Annotated in this window: 16 protein-coding genes; 9 read left to right on the top strand and 7 right to left on the bottom strand. The window is 64.5% G+C overall.

Going from position 1 to position 17,088, the window contains the following annotated elements; genetic code table 11:
- Positions 1-6: 6 nt before the first annotated feature.
- Positions 7-645: a TetR/AcrR family transcriptional regulator gene (locus JGU72_RS18340; RefSeq protein ID WP_199685457.1), complete on the bottom strand. Its 639-nt coding sequence runs from the start codon at positions 643-645 to the stop codon at positions 7-9.
- A gap of 69 nt (positions 646-714) precedes the next feature.
- On the opposite strand from JGU72_RS18340, the gene JGU72_RS18335 reads away from it, so the two are divergent.
- Both JGU72_RS18335 and JGU72_RS18330 read left to right on the top strand, forming a co-directional pair.
- Entirely contained in the window at positions 715-1,656 is a 942-nt protein-coding gene (locus JGU72_RS18335; RefSeq protein ID WP_199685456.1) for a patatin-like phospholipase family protein, read from the top strand.
- Between the two features lie 47 nt (positions 1,657-1,703).
- Complete coding sequence (locus JGU72_RS18330; RefSeq protein ID WP_199685455.1) at positions 1,704-2,555, top strand: SDR family oxidoreductase; 852 nt, start codon at positions 1,704-1,706, stop codon at positions 2,553-2,555.
- Positions 2,556-2,720: 165 nt separating this feature from the next.
- Here the strand turns inward: JGU72_RS18330 and JGU72_RS18325 are convergent, their stop codons facing one another.
- On the bottom strand, positions 2,721-4,754 hold the full coding sequence (locus JGU72_RS18325; RefSeq protein WP_199685454.1) for a VWA domain-containing protein: 2,034 nt from the start codon (positions 4,752-4,754) through the stop codon (positions 2,721-2,723).
- 122 nt (positions 4,755-4,876) lie between these two features.
- Here JGU72_RS18325 and JGU72_RS18320 point away from each other — a divergent pair, with 122 nt between their 5' ends.
- Positions 4,877-5,437 (top strand): hypothetical protein, encoded by a 561-nt coding sequence (locus JGU72_RS18320; RefSeq protein WP_199685453.1) that lies wholly within the window; start codon positions 4,877-4,879, stop codon positions 5,435-5,437.
- Here JGU72_RS18320 and JGU72_RS18315 read toward each other — a convergent pair.
- Positions 5,434-7,302 (bottom strand): acyl-CoA dehydrogenase family protein, encoded by a 1,869-nt coding sequence (locus tag JGU72_RS18315; protein WP_307828509.1) that lies wholly within the window; start codon positions 7,300-7,302, stop codon positions 5,434-5,436. The two genes, JGU72_RS18320 and JGU72_RS18315, sit on opposite strands and share 4 nt — an antisense overlap.
- Before the next feature lie 200 nt (positions 7,303-7,502).
- Positions 7,503-7,724 carry a DUF3618 domain-containing protein gene (locus tag JGU72_RS18310; protein WP_199685451.1) on the bottom strand — a complete coding sequence of 74 codons (222 nt, stop codon included), beginning with the start codon at positions 7,722-7,724 and terminating at the stop codon, positions 7,503-7,505.
- A gap of 127 nt (positions 7,725-7,851) precedes the next feature.
- On the opposite strand from JGU72_RS18310, the gene bcp reads away from it, so the two are divergent.
- Positions 7,852-8,325: a thioredoxin-dependent thiol peroxidase gene (gene bcp, locus JGU72_RS18305; RefSeq protein ID WP_199685450.1), complete on the top strand. Its 474-nt coding sequence runs from the start codon at positions 7,852-7,854 to the stop codon at positions 8,323-8,325.
- Here bcp and JGU72_RS18300 read toward each other — a convergent pair.
- On the bottom strand, positions 8,322-9,155 hold the full coding sequence (locus JGU72_RS18300; protein WP_307828508.1) for a TetR/AcrR family transcriptional regulator: 834 nt from the start codon (positions 9,153-9,155) through the stop codon (positions 8,322-8,324). The two genes, bcp and JGU72_RS18300, sit on opposite strands and share 4 nt — an antisense overlap.
- Positions 9,156-9,306: 151 nt before the next feature.
- On the opposite strand from JGU72_RS18300, the gene JGU72_RS18295 reads away from it, so the two are divergent.
- Positions 9,307-10,728: a DEAD/DEAH box helicase gene (locus tag JGU72_RS18295; RefSeq protein ID WP_199685449.1), complete on the top strand. Its 1,422-nt coding sequence runs from the start codon at positions 9,307-9,309 to the stop codon at positions 10,726-10,728.
- Here JGU72_RS18295 and JGU72_RS18290 read toward each other — a convergent pair.
- Positions 10,667-11,410: a TetR/AcrR family transcriptional regulator gene (locus JGU72_RS18290; RefSeq protein WP_233532684.1), complete on the bottom strand. Its 744-nt coding sequence runs from the start codon at positions 11,408-11,410 to the stop codon at positions 10,667-10,669. The genes JGU72_RS18295 and JGU72_RS18290 overlap by 62 nt on opposite strands.
- Positions 11,411-11,516: 106 nt before the next feature.
- Here JGU72_RS18290 and JGU72_RS18285 point away from each other — a divergent pair, with 106 nt between their 5' ends.
- Entirely contained in the window at positions 11,517-12,473 is a 957-nt protein-coding gene (locus tag JGU72_RS18285; RefSeq protein WP_199685448.1) for an ATP-binding cassette domain-containing protein, read from the top strand.
- A complete protein-coding gene (locus JGU72_RS18280) occupies positions 12,470-13,237 on the top strand; it encodes an ABC transporter permease (protein ID WP_233532683.1) in 768 nt (255 codons plus the stop codon). The genes JGU72_RS18285 and JGU72_RS18280 overlap by 4 nt, the downstream gene beginning before the upstream one ends.
- Here JGU72_RS18280 and JGU72_RS18275 read toward each other — a convergent pair.
- The gene (locus tag JGU72_RS18275) at positions 13,234-14,190 is read right to left on the bottom strand and encodes a hypothetical protein (RefSeq protein WP_199685447.1); all 957 of its coding nucleotides are present in this window, start codon (positions 14,188-14,190) and stop codon (positions 13,234-13,236) included. The two genes, JGU72_RS18280 and JGU72_RS18275, sit on opposite strands and share 4 nt — an antisense overlap.
- 175 nt (positions 14,191-14,365) lie before the next feature.
- Between JGU72_RS18275 and JGU72_RS18270 the strand changes: the two genes are divergently transcribed.
- Both JGU72_RS18270 and fusA read left to right on the top strand, forming a co-directional pair.
- Positions 14,366-15,055 (top strand): TetR/AcrR family transcriptional regulator, encoded by a 690-nt coding sequence (locus tag JGU72_RS18270; RefSeq protein WP_199685446.1) that lies wholly within the window; start codon positions 14,366-14,368, stop codon positions 15,053-15,055.
- 8 nt (positions 15,056-15,063) lie between these two features.
- On the top strand, positions 15,064-17,088 hold the full coding sequence (fusA, locus tag JGU72_RS18265) for an elongation factor G (protein ID WP_307828507.1): 2,025 nt from the start codon (positions 15,064-15,066) through the stop codon (positions 17,086-17,088).

Genomic DNA, 17,088 nt, shown 5'->3' with positions numbered 1-17,088 from the left:
ATTTCACTACGGCCTGGCACCAAGAGCAATTTTGCTCGACGCGAGGTCGCCCACACTGGCAAGCGCGATCAGCATCCGCAGGCCGTCGGTGATGAACCGGGCGGAGATGGTCGGATCGACGGCGCGCTGGATGCCGAGGCCGATTCCAAGGCTCAGCAAACTGCCTGCGGCATCGTCGATCGGAATGGGAAGGGTGACGCCGAGCGACTCCGCGAACGACTCCAAGATCGACGCGACCATTCGGCGTGCGACGCCGAGGCTCGCGACCAGCGAGGCCTGGAGCTCCGGATCCGCACGGGCGACGACCGCGAACTCGAATTCGAGCATCGTCCAGCCGACGTCGCCGAGCGTGCGCTCTGCCCAGGCCTGGAACCGCTCGAGGCTCTGCTCGACCGTCGCGCCGCCCGCAAGCAACTCCGATACCTCACCGAACTTGCTCACGTGAATCAGCTCGAGGACCTCGAGGCACAGCTCTTTCTTGTTCCGGAAATTCGAGTACACAGCGCCCTTCGAGTAACCCGCCGCGTCCGCGACGCTCTCGAGCGATGTTTTGGCAAAGCCGTCCGCGAGAAAGAGGTCGCGAGCCGCCGCGACAAGGTCGGCGCGGGTGCGCGCTTGGCTTTCGGTCCTGGTCAGGCGGGTCATCGACCACTCCTCGCGCACTCGTGGAAGTTAGACATACCAATGGTATCTGAATTCTGATAGTTTCTGGAGATGCCTGAAAGTAGACAACGACGTCGCGGCTTGGTTATCGGATGTGGTGGCACCCTGGGTGCCGCGTGGACGGTCGCCGCGCTCAAAGCCCTGCAAGAACGCCTCGACTGGGATCCGCGTGAAGCCGACCTCCTCGCGGGCACATCAGCGGGTGCCGAACTGGTGACCATGCTGGGCAGCGGAGTGAGCGTCGACGAGATCCACCGGATGCAACTCGGCACAACGACACATCCGGCCCTCATCGACCACCTGTCGGACGCACCCGGCCGATTCCCACCGATTCCGCGACCCGCACTCGGATCGCTGCGACTCGCGACTACGGGTCTCAGCCTCCGAGCAGCGTCAGGTTTGCTTCCGGTCGGTCGCGGCGACGCCGCCTGGCTCGATCGGCTCGCCACTCGGTTGAATCCCGGTCGCGACTGGGTGCCGCATCCCGCAACCTGGCTCATCGCGATGGATTACGGCAACGGCCATCGTGTCGCTTTCGGTTCACCCGGGGCACCGCGCGCGACAATCTCACAGGCGTTGCGCGCGTCGTGGGGCATCCCAGGATGGTTTCCGCCAGTCGAGATCGCCGGCAACCGGTACGTCGACGGCGGCGTTGCATCGACCGCATCGGTCGATCTCGTCGCCGGTGCGGGCCTCGACGAGGTGATCGTCCTCGCACCGATGGCGTCGACGGGACGCATCCCCGGCGCTGGGCTGGATTTCGTCGAGCGACTCGCTCTCCGCGGCTGGATGAGCAGCGGACTCGATGCGGAAGTCGCCACGCTCGAACAAGCCGGAGCGCGCGTGATCCGAATCGACGCCACGGCTGACGACCTCGCGGTGATGGGACCGAACTTTATGGACCCGTCGCGGCGGATCGCGACCCTCGAACACGCCACCGTGAGTACCCGCAAACAGATCGACGACAAGGTCCGTCACGGCGCCTTCGCCTGACGACACTCCGCCTGACGACACCAACCGACCAAAGGACTGAGCAGACTATGGCATTCTTCGGAAACTCCTATCCCGCAATCTCGTTGCGCGACTCCACCGTCCTGATCACGGGCGCAGGCCGCGGCATCGGCCGTGCCACCGCGGAACTGTTCGCCGAGAAGGGCGCGCGCGTTGCGCTCGCCGACGTCGACTTCCCAGCGGCGAAGGCTGCCGCGGCCGCAATCGGCGGTCGCGCGTCGGCCCATACGCTCGACGTCCGGTCGCGCACCTCGTGGGACGACGTGGTCGGCGAGTTGGGGCGGGTCGACATCCTCGTGAACAACGCTGGCATCATGCCCGTTGCAGCCCTCCTCGACGAACGCGATTCGATCATCGAAGCCACGATGGACATCAACGTGCTCGGCCTGAGCCATGGGATGCGGGCTGTCGTACCGGGCATGATCGAGCGCGGTGCGGGACACGTCGTCAACGTCGCTTCGCTCGCCGGGAAGCTGCCGGTCCCCGGCCTCGTCATCTACAACGCGAGCAAGTTCGCCGCCGTCGGACTGTCCGCCGCCGCTCGCGTCGAATTCGCACCCCACGGAATCAGCGTGAGCACCATCCTCCCGTCCGCGGTTCGCACCGGACTCTCGTCCGGAATCCAACTGGGTCACGGCATGCCGACCGTCGATCCGGAGGACATCGCCGCCGCAATCCTCGCAACGGTCCGTAACCGCGCAGCCGAAACACCGGTCCCCGGTTACCTTTCCGCCCTCGACGTCGGCCTGGCGGTTGCGCCCGAGCGGCTCGTCAACATCGTGCGCAAAGTCCTCGGCGATGACCGCGCACTGAACCACGTCGACCACGCCGGGCGGGCCGACTACGAGAGCCGGGTGCTGGCGGTCAGCGAAAAGGACTAGACGCTCGGGCACCGGCCGCCAATCTCGCTCCGGCCGCCAATCTCGCTCCGCCACCAATCTCGCTCCGCCGCACCCCGACTCGGGAGTCGCACCGAATTTAGGGCCCCATTTCAGGTGCGACTCCCGAGTCGGGGTGCGGCTCAGGGAAATTGGGACGACCATCGCCTATATTTCGATCAACCCGCCGACCACGTCGGCCAGCTGAGTCGCATTGCGGCACTCGTGCATGACGATCTCGCGCTGATACTCGGTGGCCGCAGAATCACCGGTCCCCCACTGTGTCTCGCGTTCCGGATTCAGCCAATGCGCCTGCTTCGCGGTGGCCACCAGCCGACCGACCACGTCGGCGCGTGGGTCGAAATTGTTGCTACGGGCATCGCCGATCACCAGCAGCGACGTTTTCGACGTCACCGCATCGGGATACTCGGCCTCGAACCCCGCGAGCGAACGGCCGTAATCGGATCGCTGGCCGATGCCGATGTCGGCCTCGACGTTGAGTCGCGCAACCGCTGCGTTGAGGTCCGCGCCCGCTTTGAACAGATACGTGACTTCGTCGATGGTGTCGACGAACGCGAAGATCCGAACTCTGGAGAAGGCGGCGCGGAGCGCATCCACGAGAATCAGCGTGAAGTAGCTGAACTCGGATACCGAGCTCGACATATCGCACAGTACAACGAGTTCCGGCCTCGACACTCGAGGTCGGCGGCGCAGCAGGGTGATCGGCACCCCGCCGGTCGACATCGACTTGCGCAGCGTTCGTCGCAGGTCGATCTCCCCCGCCCGCGCTCGGCGGCGTTGGGACGCCTGCCGGACCGCGAGAATCCGCCCCAGCTCGACGACTGCCCGCCGGACGGCTGCCAGCTCAGAGCCGTCGACGGCCCTGTCGAGGTCGACCGGGGTCGTACGCGGCACCGCGTATTCGGCGACTCGTTCGCGCGAACGCCGCTGCGCAACAAGTCTATTCGTTTCGCCGACCACCGCCTGACGCAGTTCGGCGACGCGCTGTCGCGCCGTGCGTTCCGCGACTGCCGAGTTGAACGGCGAGTTCGGCATCGTCATGCCGAGCTGTAGCGCGACCCGGTCGGCCATCGCTTCGGGGTTCAGAGCCCGGACCACCTGCAGCGCCGAGTAGGACTCACCGTCGAGACTCCGATATTCGCCGAACTCCGAAACAAGCTCGGCGGCAAGCGCGTTCATGTCTACGCTGCCTGCGTCGGGGTCGGCGAGCGAGTCGGCGACGTGCTCGAGCGTGCCGGCGTCCGGTACCGGGCGATCGGTCGATCCGCGCGCAGGAAACCACAGGTCGAACAACGCACGGAAGGTCGGCAATTCGACCTCCTTGTGAACGAGTGTGCAACACAACGCTTCCCGAAGCTGTTCGCGATCATCGCGATCGATGTAGCCGACCGCGGCAACGGCGTCGACCAGACCCGAGACACCGCACGAAAGACCGTTGTCTCGCAGTGCGTCGACGAAATCTGCAACGTGCTCGACGAAACTGCCTGGCAGCCGACGCGCTTCGGGAACCCGGCGGTCCAGTATCCGCCGCGTCATACCCTTCGAGGGCGCAGGCAGATGCAGAAAGTGGCACCGCCGGCGCAGCGCGTCGGACAACTCGCGCGTGCCACCCGACGTGATGATTACCAGCGGCCTGCGAGTCGCCGCGACCGTGCCGTACTCGGTGATCGTGATCGCAAAGTCGCTGAGCACTTCGAGCAGCAATGCGTCGAACTCCAAGTGCGCCTTGTCGATTTCGTCGATCAGCAGCACGGTCGGCTCGTCACCGCGTAGCGCGGCGAGAAGCGGTCGATCGAGCAGGAATTCGGCGCCGAAGACATCGGGAGCGGACGTGGTCACCGAATTCTGCAGCCGCAGAATTTGTTTGCAGTGGTTCCACGCATAGAGGGCTTCGTCCTGACCGATGCCGTCGTAGCACTGCAAACGGATCAGGCGGGCGTTCGCAGCGGTCGCCAGCGCTGTACCCAACTGCGTCTTGCCGACGCCGGAACCACCCTCGACCAACAGGGCGCGACCGGTCGCGTCAGCCATGTGCACGGCGAGCGCCGTGTGTGCGCTCGCCTCGTAGGCACAGTCGGAAAGCCGCGACCGGATCACTCTCGCGTTCGGGAAGAGCGGTGTGCAGGCTTCGGGGGTGCGGGCGCGATTCGGCCGACCTCGTTCGGTGAACCTGCGCCACACGTGTGCTCCTGAAGCGGTTGGACTGTTCGGCGTTCAATTGCGGAGCGCCGAAGGCGGACGCCACTTCGGAGTACGGTAGTCCCAGGCGTGGGGTGTGACCCAGATCATGGGAGGACCGGTTCGTGAGTGACCAACTGTTGGATGCGGCGTTGACCATCGTCGGTTCCGACGGTCTGTCGACTCTGTCGCTGACGAGCGTCGAACAACAGACGGGAATCGACGCGACGGAAATGTATCCTTCGCGCGCCGAACTGTTGGCCGCACTCCTTGCACGCGAGCACGAACGTGGCCTGGCCGAGCTATTGGCGACCGTTTCGACGGTACTGCTCGCGGCCGGACCGAACACCGATTTCATCGGCGCCGGAAAGTCTTTCGTCGCGTTGGTGGCCGCCAATCCGGCACGGTGGCGACTCATCCTGGACTCCGGAACCGACGCACCTGACGATCTGCGCGAACAGATCGTCGGTGCCCGCAGCCGCCTCCTGGAGCAGACCACCTCCATGGTTGCTCTCGGTCTGATGCTGAAAGGCACACAGAGCGACCTGGACCCGGGGACAGTCGCGAGTTTCCTGCTCGGCACCGCGGAGTTCGGCTGCAGGCTGGTGGCAGCGGTTTCGACTCAATTCGACCCGAAACCGCTGACCCAGCTGATCACGACTTTCGCAGAACAATTCGCGAACTAGGGATTCATCTCGTAGGTGCCCGCGAGGGCGCGAGCCTCGGTCCACACCTTCTCGAACCGGTCGGCATCTGCCGCCGGCCGACGGATACATGCGAGCGCTGCCGCCTGCTGTGTCGCCGTCGCGGAGGCCTTGCTGTTGAGCGTGACCGCGTGAACCGAGAACTCACGAACGAGAACGTCGAAGATCTGGTCGATGATCGCCGTCGAGGTCCCCTCGATCGCAGCCTGCTGCAGGATGAGCTCCGCGTACGGAACCAGTGAGAACATCTCGGCGATCGAGAGCAGGAAGTCCAGGTCCCGGCGCTGCGCCTTCGACGGCGGCGCCGTTCCGAGCAGTGCCTGCAGCGCGTCGATCTGCTCGACGAAGCGTCCGACGTTCGGGACGTGCGCGAAACCGTCGAACGTCGGTCGCCAATCGTGGAAGCGGACTTTGAAGAGGTCCTTGGTCGGCCCCTGGTCGAAGAGGAACGCGTCGTCCGCATCATCGCGCCGGGTCGGTACGGGCACCAATGCAGCGGGCGTGCGGCGCAGTCGGTCTATCAGCGGTGACGCTGCGCGAATCGCGCGCCGTGACGCCGCAAAGACCGGCCGGAATGCCGATTCGGGAATGCGGCTGTCGTCAGCCCTGTCCGGTCGGCGCAGTGCCAGCAGCGCGAGACTGGGATCGGTCGGGTTGAACAGATAGTTCGGCATGAACTTCAGCGCGAGTCCGAGGTTGATATGCACAGTGCCTTCGAGCTTCGGCAGCCCCCACACGCCCAGGGTCGCCATCTGGAAGACGGTGTCCTTCTCGAAACCCCTGGCGGAGATGACATCCGACATCGCCTCCATCGAGCGCAAACCCTGGCGGGTCACCGTCATCTTTTCGATCGAGTTGTATAGCAGGTAGCGGCGATCGTCCCGAGACGCGGAACGCATGTAGTCGATTGCGCGTTCGCTGAAGAGTTTCATGCCCTGCAGTCGCGCGTAGGTGTCGGTGAACAGCTGGCGCACCTGTGCGAACTCGGTGACCTTCGACTGGAACAGGACACGGTTCTCGGCGTGCGTCAGTGCCTCGTGGAACGCATGCTCGACGAGTCCGACCGCACCGAAGCCAAGATTGAATTTTCCGACGTTCACGGTGTTGATCGCGGCGTCGAAGGCGGCCTGGCCGGTGTGCAGGATGTCCTCTTCGCGCACCGGGTAGTTCTCGAGGTCGAAGGCTGCGACGTACATCTGGCTGGCCACGACGTTGCCACGCAGCTTGTAGGCGCGGTGCTGGCTGTCGACCACGAAGAAGACGTAGCCGTCGGGCCCGTCGATATCGGAGCGGCGGCCGAAGACGGAGACCATGCCGGCCTGGTTGCCGTTGCCGATGTAGTACTTGCCACCGTTAGCTTTGAAGCCGCGCGTGGCATTAGGCGTCAGCACCATGTCGGTGGTGTAGATGTCGGCGCCGTGTTCTTTCTCCGACAGTCCGAACGCAAAGATCCCACCCGACTCGAGGAGGTCCACGGCCCGCTGGCGTGCCTTGTCGTTGTCACTCTGCCAGATCGGTCCGAGTCCGAGGATCGTCACCTGCCAGACGTACCAGTACTGGATGCTGTAGAAGCCGAGGATCTTGCTCATCATCGCGATTCGAGCTGTGTCCCAACGCTTGTCAGGATCGGCGCTTGCGTCCCGCGCAGGGGTGAGCAGCGTCGCGAAGACTCGCTCGCGCTTCACGAAGTCGAGAAAATCCGCGTACCAGACGCGCTCGCGATCCTCTTCGACGAGCACCCGCTTGCCGCGCTGTTCGAAGAATTCGATGGTCGCCTCGAAGATGCGACTCGTTTCGGCGTCGAACTCGGAGAAGTCGGGCGCGTGCGGGTTGAACAATGCAGTCACAGCCGTGAAGTTCCTTTCGGGACGGAGCACGACTGGACCGAACGGGCGGCGTCGACTCCAATTTCTACGTTGGCGTAGCATAAAAGCTACGTCAGAGTAGCAAATTGCCGATGCATTCCGAAACCGCGTCCGTCCGACCCGGTTGACAGCAAAAAGCCTCCGACCCGTGCAGGTCGGAGGCTTCAGGTGCGACGGCTAGCTCAGCGGAAGATCTTCACCAGCAGAAGTAGAACGAACAAGAGTGCGGCGCCGATCAGGCTGTACTTCACGGCAGGCTCGTTGACCTTGGCAACTACCGAAGCCTTGGCGTTGTCCGCGATCCGCTTCGGATTTGCGCGGACACTGAGTTCGTCGAGCGTCGCAGCGAGCTGATTCCGGGCGGCTTCGATCTCACGCTCAATACGCTCGGTGTCCTTTGACACGTGTCCTCCAACTTGTTCGCATGTGTCTTGAAGTCGCGACCGACACTACCGGTGCTCCTGCGTCAACCGTAGAGCAGATGGCCAACCGCCGCAGTATCCCCGCCGTACTTCCCCTACGCTGGCTGCCGTGACCGCGAACAGCAGACTCAGCGTTGGCGACGAGGCACCCGCCTTCACGCTTCCCGACGCAGACGGCAACGACGTATCCCTGAGCGATTACCGCGGACGCAAGGTGATCGTGTACTTCTATCCGGCTGCGTCGACGCCCGGCTGCACCAAGCAGGCGTGCGACTTCCGCGACAGTCTCGCCGAACTGGACGGCGCCGGTCTGGACGTCGTGGGAATTTCCCCGGACAAACCGGCGAAGCTCGCGAAGTTCCGCGATGCCGAGGGGCTGACCTTCCCGCTGCTCTCGGACCCGGAACGCACGACCCTCGAGGCCTACGCCGCCTACGGCGAGAAGACGATGTACGGCAAAACGGTTCAGGGCGTGATCCGTTCGACGTTCGTCGTCGACGAGAACGGCAAGATCGCCGTCGCCCAGTACAACGTCCGGGCGACCGGCCACGTCGCGAAGTTGCGCCGGGACCTTTCGGTCTAACGGCGATCGATCAGGACGGCGACGCCGTCGAGTATCCGGGCCAACCCGAACTCGAAGGCCGTCGCCACGTCGGACGCAGCCTGATGCTGCTCCCCCGACGCAGCCCCGACCCGGCCGGCGACCGGGTAGCGCGTGAAGTCGGCGACCTGAGCCAATACGGGACCACTACGCTCCCACCACTCCACATCGCTGAGCCCCGACTGCCGGACCGCCTCTGCGGCGTCTGCGACGCGGCGCGCCGTCGACTCGGTGTGCCAGAGCACGAGGCTCAGTACCGAATCCATTTCGACGTCGGTAAGCCCGATGCCCTCGATCGCGGCCAACTCGAGCTCGTATTTCATCATTACGTTCGGACCCAGCGGGCCGCGCGCAGTCGACACTCCGAGCAGCCACGGATGGCGTTCGTAGAGGGCCCAATTGGTTGCCGCGATCCGCTCCAAACCCGTCCGCCAGCCGGACGCGTCGCCGTAACCGTCGAGCACCTCACCCAAGACCCGGTCGACCATCAAGTCGATGAGTTCCGCCTTCGACGGGACGTAGGTGTAGAGATTCATCGTCGAAACCCCGAGCCGGTCGGCCAACCTACGAATCGAGAGGCCCGAGAGCCCCTCGGCGTCGGCGTGGTCGACTGCTGCTGAAGTGACTTCGGCCACCGTCAATTTCGGCTTCGGCCCCTTCGACGAGCGGGTGGACACGCCCCACAGCAACTCGATAGTTCGCTGCGGATCGCCCGAACCGCTGTACTCGGTGGCCAAGGCATACCCTTCGTCGCGTTTCCGTACGGCGTATACGATACCTGCCGACAGGGTGACGGTCGCTACACCCGTCACTTCTGCATCGAAAATGCGTTAGTCTTGGACCAACAGTGCGGCACGACTGCGGCACTCAGAGCGGCCAGTGGCCGCAATCGCTGTGCCCGCGATGTCGATTTCGAAGTTGTTCTTTTCGGGCACCCAATGCCCGAAAGGCACCCAAACCCGAATGACACAAACGACTTTTGCTTCCCTCGGCGTGCGCTCATCGCTCGTCAAGACCCTCGAATCGGCCGGAATCCTCGCGCCGTTCCCCATTCAGATCGACACCCTGCCCGACACTCTCGCAGGCAAGGACGTTCTCGGACGCGGCAAGACCGGCAGTGGTAAGACGCTAGCCTTCGCCATCCCGCTCGTCAGTCGCCTCGCGGACGGGGCGAAGAGCCAGCCCAAGCGCCCGGCCGGCCTCGTGCTCGCCCCCACCCGCGAACTGGCAACCCAGATCGCCAATGCGCTCGAACCGCTCGCAAAGACCGCCGGACTGCGCGTCACCACGATCTTCGGCGGCGTGCCGCAGGGCCGTCAGGTTCAGGCTCTGCAGAACGGTGTCGACATCGTCGTCGCCTGCCCCGGTCGTCTCGAAGACTTGATGAAGCAGCGTTTCGTATCGCTCGACGCCGTCCAGGTGACGATCCTCGACGAGGCCGATCACATGGCCGACCTCGGCTTCCTGCCCGTCGTCACCCGTCTCCTCGCGGCAACCCCGCGCGGTGGCCAGCGTCTACTCTTCTCGGCGACCCTGGACAACGGCGTCGACAAATTGGTCGCTCGCTTCATGCAGAACCCGGTCACGCATTCCGTCGACGACGCCAACTCCCCCGTCGCGGCGATGACGCACCACGTATTCGACGTCAACGGCGCAGAGGCCAAGCGCGTGCTCGTGCACAAGCTCGCCTCCGGCACCGGCCGCCGAATCCTGTTCATGCGCACGAAGCATCAGGCCCGCAAGCTGGCCAAGCAGCTGACCGACGCGGGTATCCCGTCCGTCGATCTGCACGGCAACCTCTCGCAGGCCGCACGTGATCGCAACCTCGCTTTGTTCGCCGCAGGCACCGCCAAGGTGCTCGTCGCTACCGACGTCGCGGCCCGTGGCGTGCACGTCGACGACGTCGAACTGGTTGTTCACGTCGACCCGCCGGCCGAGCACAAGGCCTACCTGCACCGTTCCGGCCGCACCGCACGCGCGGGCAGTGCCGGCGACGTCGTGACGGTCGTCCTTCCGGATCAGCGTCGCGACCTAGCGCAGCTCATGCGCAAGGCCTCGATCAAGGTCACACCACAGCAGGTCACTGCCGAGTCCGCGCCGGTTACCGCGCTGGTCGGCGAGGTCGCACCGTACGTGAAGCCGAGCATTCGTATCGAAACGCAGGTCGGCGGCCCCCGTCGCACACCGCCGCGCGCAGGCGGGAGCAGCCGCAACAGCGGTGGCGGTCGCACCGGCGGCCACAGTAGCGGCGCGAGCCGCAGTGCGGGCTCCGGTCGCGGTGGCGGCGTCGGACGCAGCGGCGGGGTCGGCATGAGCGGCGAAGCTACTCGAACCCCTCGACGAACCTCTCGAAGCCGTCCAGCAGCCGGTCGAGACCGAATCTGAAATCGGCCTCTTCCCAGTTGACCTCTTCGGTTTCGAACATCTGGGACGAGAGCGCTCTGGTCAGTGCCGGAAATTTTTCCGGATCGAGAATCCGGCCGAGCATTGCGGGATATGAACCGTCTTCCTCGGGAAGGCTGTTCATCATCTCGCGCATAACGCGCGCGCGACCGATCACGTACAGCGACACATTCGCGACGAGTTGAAACTTGAGTGGTTCAGGCAGGGCTGTGGGCGACAACGCCTGCAGCCCTGCTTCGAGCCATGCCATGTTGTTCGGCCCGGCTGGTGGTGTGGCGAGCGGAATCTCGAGCCACCACGGATGCCTGAATATCGCCGCAAACTCGGCAAACGCCCACTCCTCCAACGCTTTTCGCCAGGGTAGTCCGGCCTCGAAAACGGGCGGCCGACCGATAACACGATCGGAAAGCACCTGAATGAGGGTGTCTTTGCTGTCGACGTAGCGGTAGACCGACATCGTCGTAAACCCGAGCTGACGGGCGAGCCTGCTCATCGACAGCGCCGCCAGACCTTCCGCGTCGGCGACCTCGATTGCCGCGTCCAGCACCTGATCGAGCGTCAGCCCCTTGCGCGGACCCCGCGATCCGGGTTGATCCAGGCCCCACATCAGTTGGACCGACTTCGGGATCGCGAACGCTTCGTCGATCGGCGGATCCTGCGTCATTGGCACCAATCCTCGTAGGGGCTTGTGTCGATCCTAAAACTGTGTACCGTATACATCAGGTGTAGATAGTACACAGTTTTCTGACGGCTTCGCGAGAAGAGGCACCATGACCACCACACGCCAACCCGCAATCTCTGCCACCGGACTCCGGAAATCATTCGGCGACCAGCAGGTGCTGGCCGGCATCGACCTGAATGTCGCCGCGGGAAGCATCTTTTCACTCCTCGGCCCGAACGGTGCCGGGAAGACCACAACCGTCCAGATCTTGTCGACGCTCGTCGCCGCAGACGGCGGAGACGTCCGAGTCGCCGGGCACGATCTTGCGCACGAGCCCGCGGCGGTCCGCGCGGCGATCGGCGTCACCGGGCAATACTCGGCGGTCGACGACGTACTGACCGGCGAAGAGAACCTCGTCCTGATGGGCGACCTGCTACACCTCGGTCGTCACACCGCCCGGCACCGCGCCACCGAACTGCTCGAACGCTTCGACCTCGTCGATGCCGCGAAGAAGCGAGCGGGCGCGTACTCGGGCGGCATGCGACGGCGGCTCGACCTGGCGATGAGTTTGGTCGGGAGTCCATCGGTCGTCTTTCTCGACGAGCCGACGACAGGTCTCGATCCACGCAGCCGGCGCAACATGTGGCAGATCATTCGCGAGCTCGCCGCGGGCGGAGTGACCGTCTTTCTCACGACTCAGTACCTCGAAGAGGCCGACCAACTTTCCGACCTCGTCGCGGTACTGGACCACGGACAGCTTGTCGCAGAGGGCTCACCGGCCGAACTGAAACGCCTTGTCCCGGGCGGTCACGTCCTTCTCGAATTCGCCGATTCCGCGCAGCTGGACGCCGCTGCGCGAGCGCTCGGTCCAGCGCTGCGGGACGACGAAGCATTGTCTCTCCAGGTTCCCTCCGACGGCAGCGTCGGAGCGATCAAGGCCCTCTTCGACCGTTTCGATGACGAAGCGATCACCGTCGACAACTTTGCGGTCCACACTCCCGACCTCGACGACGTCTTCTTCGCACTCACCGGCCAGCCCCACACCGACAAGGTGGCACCACCATGAATGCACTCGGATACGCAATGACCGACTCCGCGACGATGCTGCGCCGCAGCATGCGCCACACCCTCCGCAGTCCCGACACGATGATCATGACAGTGGCACTGCCGGTCATGATCCTGCTGATGTTCGTCTATGTCTTCGGCGGCGCAATGCGGGTCAGCGGCGAGTACATCAACTACGTGGTTCCCGGAATCATCTTGCTGTGCGCGGGTTTCGGGGCCGGCACCACAGCGGTCAGCGTGTCGACCGACATGACCGACGGCATCATCGACCGGTTTCGCACGATGTCGATCTCACGATCAGCGGTACTCACCGGACACGTCGGCGGCAGCCTTGTGCGCAACCTCGTTTCGACCGGCGTCGTCATGATTCTCGCGGTCGCGATCGGCTTCCGGCCCACCGCCGATCCACTGCGCTGGCTCGGCGCGATCCTTCTGATCGCCATGTTCGTGGTCGCGATCTCGTGGCTGTCGGTCGCGCTCGGCCTGCTCGCCAAGAACCCCGAAGCCGCAAACGGATTCACGTTCTTCCTGATGTTCCTGCCGTACGTGAGCAGCGCTTTCGTGCCACCGGAAACCATGCCCACATGGTTGCACTGGGTTGCCCGAAACCAGCCCGTCACGCCGATCATCGAAACACTGCGCGGTCTGCTGATGGGAACCGAGATCGGCAACAACGCCGCTCTCGCCGTGGCGTGGTGCGTGGCAATAGGCGTCGCCGGGTACGTGTGGTCGGCTGTCTTGTTCAAGCAGCGGACCGTTCGCTAACCGCCGTGTAGCCAGCGATTCTTCAAGGCTTCGTGGTTGGCCCACCACTGCGCGATCTCCGCACGGGACGCGTACGGCGGTGGTGGTGGCGACTCACCGGGGAAGAGCCAGAACGCATTCGGTGGGCCGACCCGCGCCGGCGCCGGCGGTGCAGCAGGCGCCTGCTGCGTGACAACTGGCGGCGCTGCGACAACTGGTGGCGCGACAACTGGTGATGGGACGACTGGTGGCGGGACGACTGGTGGCGCCGGGACCTGCTCGACTGGCGCGACGACGTCGACAGATCGATCCTCGACGATCGGCGGCTGCTCAGCCGTCGATAGCGGAACCAGCGCCTGAACGGACGGCTCGCCACCGACCGCGACTTCGGGAGGCGCGGGTGCGGGCGCGTTGGCGACAACCGGAGCTTGCTCCACGGCCGAAGACACCGCGAGAAGGCTTGCGACCGCCAACGCGATGGCTCCGATCAGCGCGGCGCCCGCGAGCATCAGGATCGTCTTCGAACGAGGGGCCTTGGCCGACGGCGGTGGGGCGACAACCTCGGCGGACGCGGGAGGTTCGATCGGGACAACTATCGGTTCCGGTTCAGGTGCAGGTATCGGTGCCGCCTCGGACACATGCAGCACCGGTGCCGAGAACCCCAACTCGAGTACCAGTTCGACTTCGCTGCTTTCGCCCAACGGTCCGAGCACGACGACCGCCTCGGGTTCCGTCGACACGGAGTCGAGCAGCGCCCATGCTTGGGTGACCGAGGATCCCAGTGCGGCGGCGTCGACCGCGCCGTCCCTGATAGAACCCGAGGCGAGGACGTGTGAGTGGTCGGCATCGACAACGGAGAAGGACTTGCGACCCGGCACGAGCTCGTACACCAGCAGTGTGCCGAAGTCGCCGAGGTCCGCAGACCCTTGCACCGCATCGAGGTGCCGCTTACGTAGTGCGCCGGTAATGGCCACGGAACCAGCCCTTCTGTGCAGAGGTCGCGATTACGGGCAGGAATTCGGCGCGGACGGTCCAGCGGATAGGTTTTGCCCGCGCCGAATACCCGAATCGGGGCTGATCTTGGTTTACCGAGACGCGCGGTTACGGTCGCATGCGACGGCGACGCCCCAGGACCGCTAGCCTGACACTGTGGAGTCGCAAACTAGTACCAAACCCAAGCGGCGCCCGGATCCCGCGCTCGAGTTGCAAACGGACCCTCAGGAGCTGTTGCCGCGGCGTCGGCCGACCCAGGAGCGCAGCAAGAAGAAGTTCGACGCACTGCTCGCTGCGTCGCGCGAGCTACTCGTGGACGTCGGGTTCGAGTCGTTCACCTGCGAGGAAGTCGCAGCGCGCGCCGAGGTGCCCATCGGCACCCTGTACCAATTCTTCGCCAACAAGTACGTGATCGTCTGCGAGCTCAATCGCCAGGACCTCGTCGCCGTCTCCGCCGAACTCGACGACTTCCAGGGCGAGATTCCGTCGCTCGACTGGTTGCGGTACATGAACAACTTCGTCGACCATATGGCTGACCTGTGGACCTCGGACCCCTCCCGTCGCGAAGTGTGGCTGGCAATGCAGTCCACGCCGTCCACGCGCGCGACCGGTGCGATCCACGAAAAAGAGTTCGCCGAAGTCGTCACGAAAATGTTGCGTCCATTGACGCCCCGAACGCCGCGCGATCGGCGCAAGATGATGGCTGAGGTGCTCGTGCACGTCGTCTACTCGATGCTCAACTACTCCGTACAGGACAACCAGAGCCACGCAGACGCGGTTGCGGAATTGAAGCGTCTGATGGTCGCTTACCTGCTCGTTGCGGAGAAGGAGTCTCGCACACGGTAGTAGAGAGGGTGGCCACCATCGACAGCGAACTGATCAGGAACGTCGCGCTCGTCGGGCATCAGGGCAACGGGAAGACCTCGCTCGCCGAAGCAATGCTCTTTCGCGCCGGTGTCACCACTCGGCCGGGACGCGTCGAAACCGGGAACACTCTGCTTGACACCTCTGCCGAGGAACGAGACCGGACACAGTCGCTGACGCTGCACCTCGCGACGTTCAACTGGAATGCGTACCGGTTCAACCTCATCGATACCCCCGGATACGCCGACTTCGTCGGCGATGCGCTCACGGCGCTGCGGGTTGCCGATGTTGCCGTGTTCGTGATCGACGGAGTGAGCGGACTGCAGGTCAACGACGAGATCCTGTGGCAGGCCGCCGCCGATCTGGGCAAGCCACGGCTGCTTTTCGTCAACAAGCTCGACAAAGACCGTGCATCTTTCGAACGGACGCTGGACGGCATCCGGGAACACTTCGGAACCGGCGTCGAACCGGTCGAACTTCCGGTCGGCGAAGCGTCGGAGTTCACCGGCGTCGCAGATCTGCTGACCGACCATGTATTTCTGTATGACACCGGCTCCCCGGTCGAGAAGGACGAAATTCCACCCGAGATCGCGGACAAGGAGCACGCCGAGCACGAACACCTCGTCGAGGACGTGGTCGAGATCGAGGACGACCTGCTCGGCAGATACCTCGACGGCGAAGAAATCAGCGTCGGCGAACTCGAGCACGCGCTGCACACCGGATTCGTCGGCGGCACCGTGTGGCCGGTGCTCTGCGGGTCGGCGACCGAGACGATCGCGGTCGACAGACTCCTCGACTTCCTGTGCCGAATCGCTCCTGCACCAACAGAATTGGCGGCGATCGAAGCCCAGTCGGGTGAGCGGACCGTAGTGATCCAGGCACACCCGCAGAGTGAACCGCTCGCCTACGTGTTCAAGACACAGACCGACGACTACGTCGGTCAGGTCGCGATGCTCAAGGTGGTCACGGGCACGCTGCACGCCGACGACATCCTGTACAACCCGCGAACAGGCGGAAAAGAGCGGCTGCACAACCTGCTTCAGGTCGTCGGCGGGAAGTACACGCCGATCGAGTCGGCAGTCGCCGGTGACATCGTCGGTGCGATCAAGCTGACCGATGTCGCAACGGGCGATTCCCTGACGGCGGTCGGCACGAACCTGGTTGTGACGCCCTTGCGCCATCCGGCACCCGTGCATGGCATCGCGATATCCGCACAACGAGCGAGCGACGAGGACAAACTCGCGACAGCGCTTGCCGAACTTGTGAACGACGACCCCACCCTGCACCTGCACCGCGACGCCGAGACCGGGCAGACCGTCCTGCGCGGCGCCGGCGAGGTCCACGTGCAGGTTGCTCTCGCGCGGCTCAAGCGCCGCTACGGCGTCACAGTGGACACAGAACCCGTCAAGGTCGCATACCGCGAGACGCTGCGCGGTGTCGCGGAAACCGAAGGCAGGCACAAGAAACAGAGCGGTGGGCACGGGCAGTTCGGCGTTGCAGTCGTCAAGTTCGAACCGCTACCGCGTGAAGGCGGCTTCGAATTCGTCGACGAAACCCGCGGCGGCGTAGTTCCGAAATCGCTCATCCCCGCGGTCGGCAAGGGCATCAACGAGCAGATGACGCGCGGTGGGCGCGAGGGATTCCCGATCGTCGACGTCAAGGCGACGCTGCTCGACGGCAAGCACCACTCGGTCGACTCCGACGAACACAGCTTCCGGATGGCCGGCGCGCTCGCGCTCAAAGCGGCAATCGACAAGGTCGGCACGATAGTGCTCGAACCGATCGACCATGTCGAGGTGACCGTGCCCACCCAGCTCCAGGGCGACGTGATGGCCGACCTGAGCCGGCGGTCCGGGCAAATAGAAGGGACCGAACCTGCCAGCAATGGTGAAATCACCGTCATAGGTTCGGTCCCCGAAAGCGAGCTGACCGATTACGCCATCGCCTTACGGTCGATGACCCACGGCCGGGGTCGCTTCACTCTGGCGTTCAAGTGCTACCAGGAAAAGGCATAG

The sequence above is a fragment of the Antrihabitans auranticaus genome (assembly GCF_016481275.1).
Classification (GTDB): Bacteria; Actinomycetota; Actinomycetes; order Mycobacteriales; family Mycobacteriaceae; genus Antrihabitans.
This window is presented reverse-complemented; position numbering and strand designations above follow the sequence as displayed.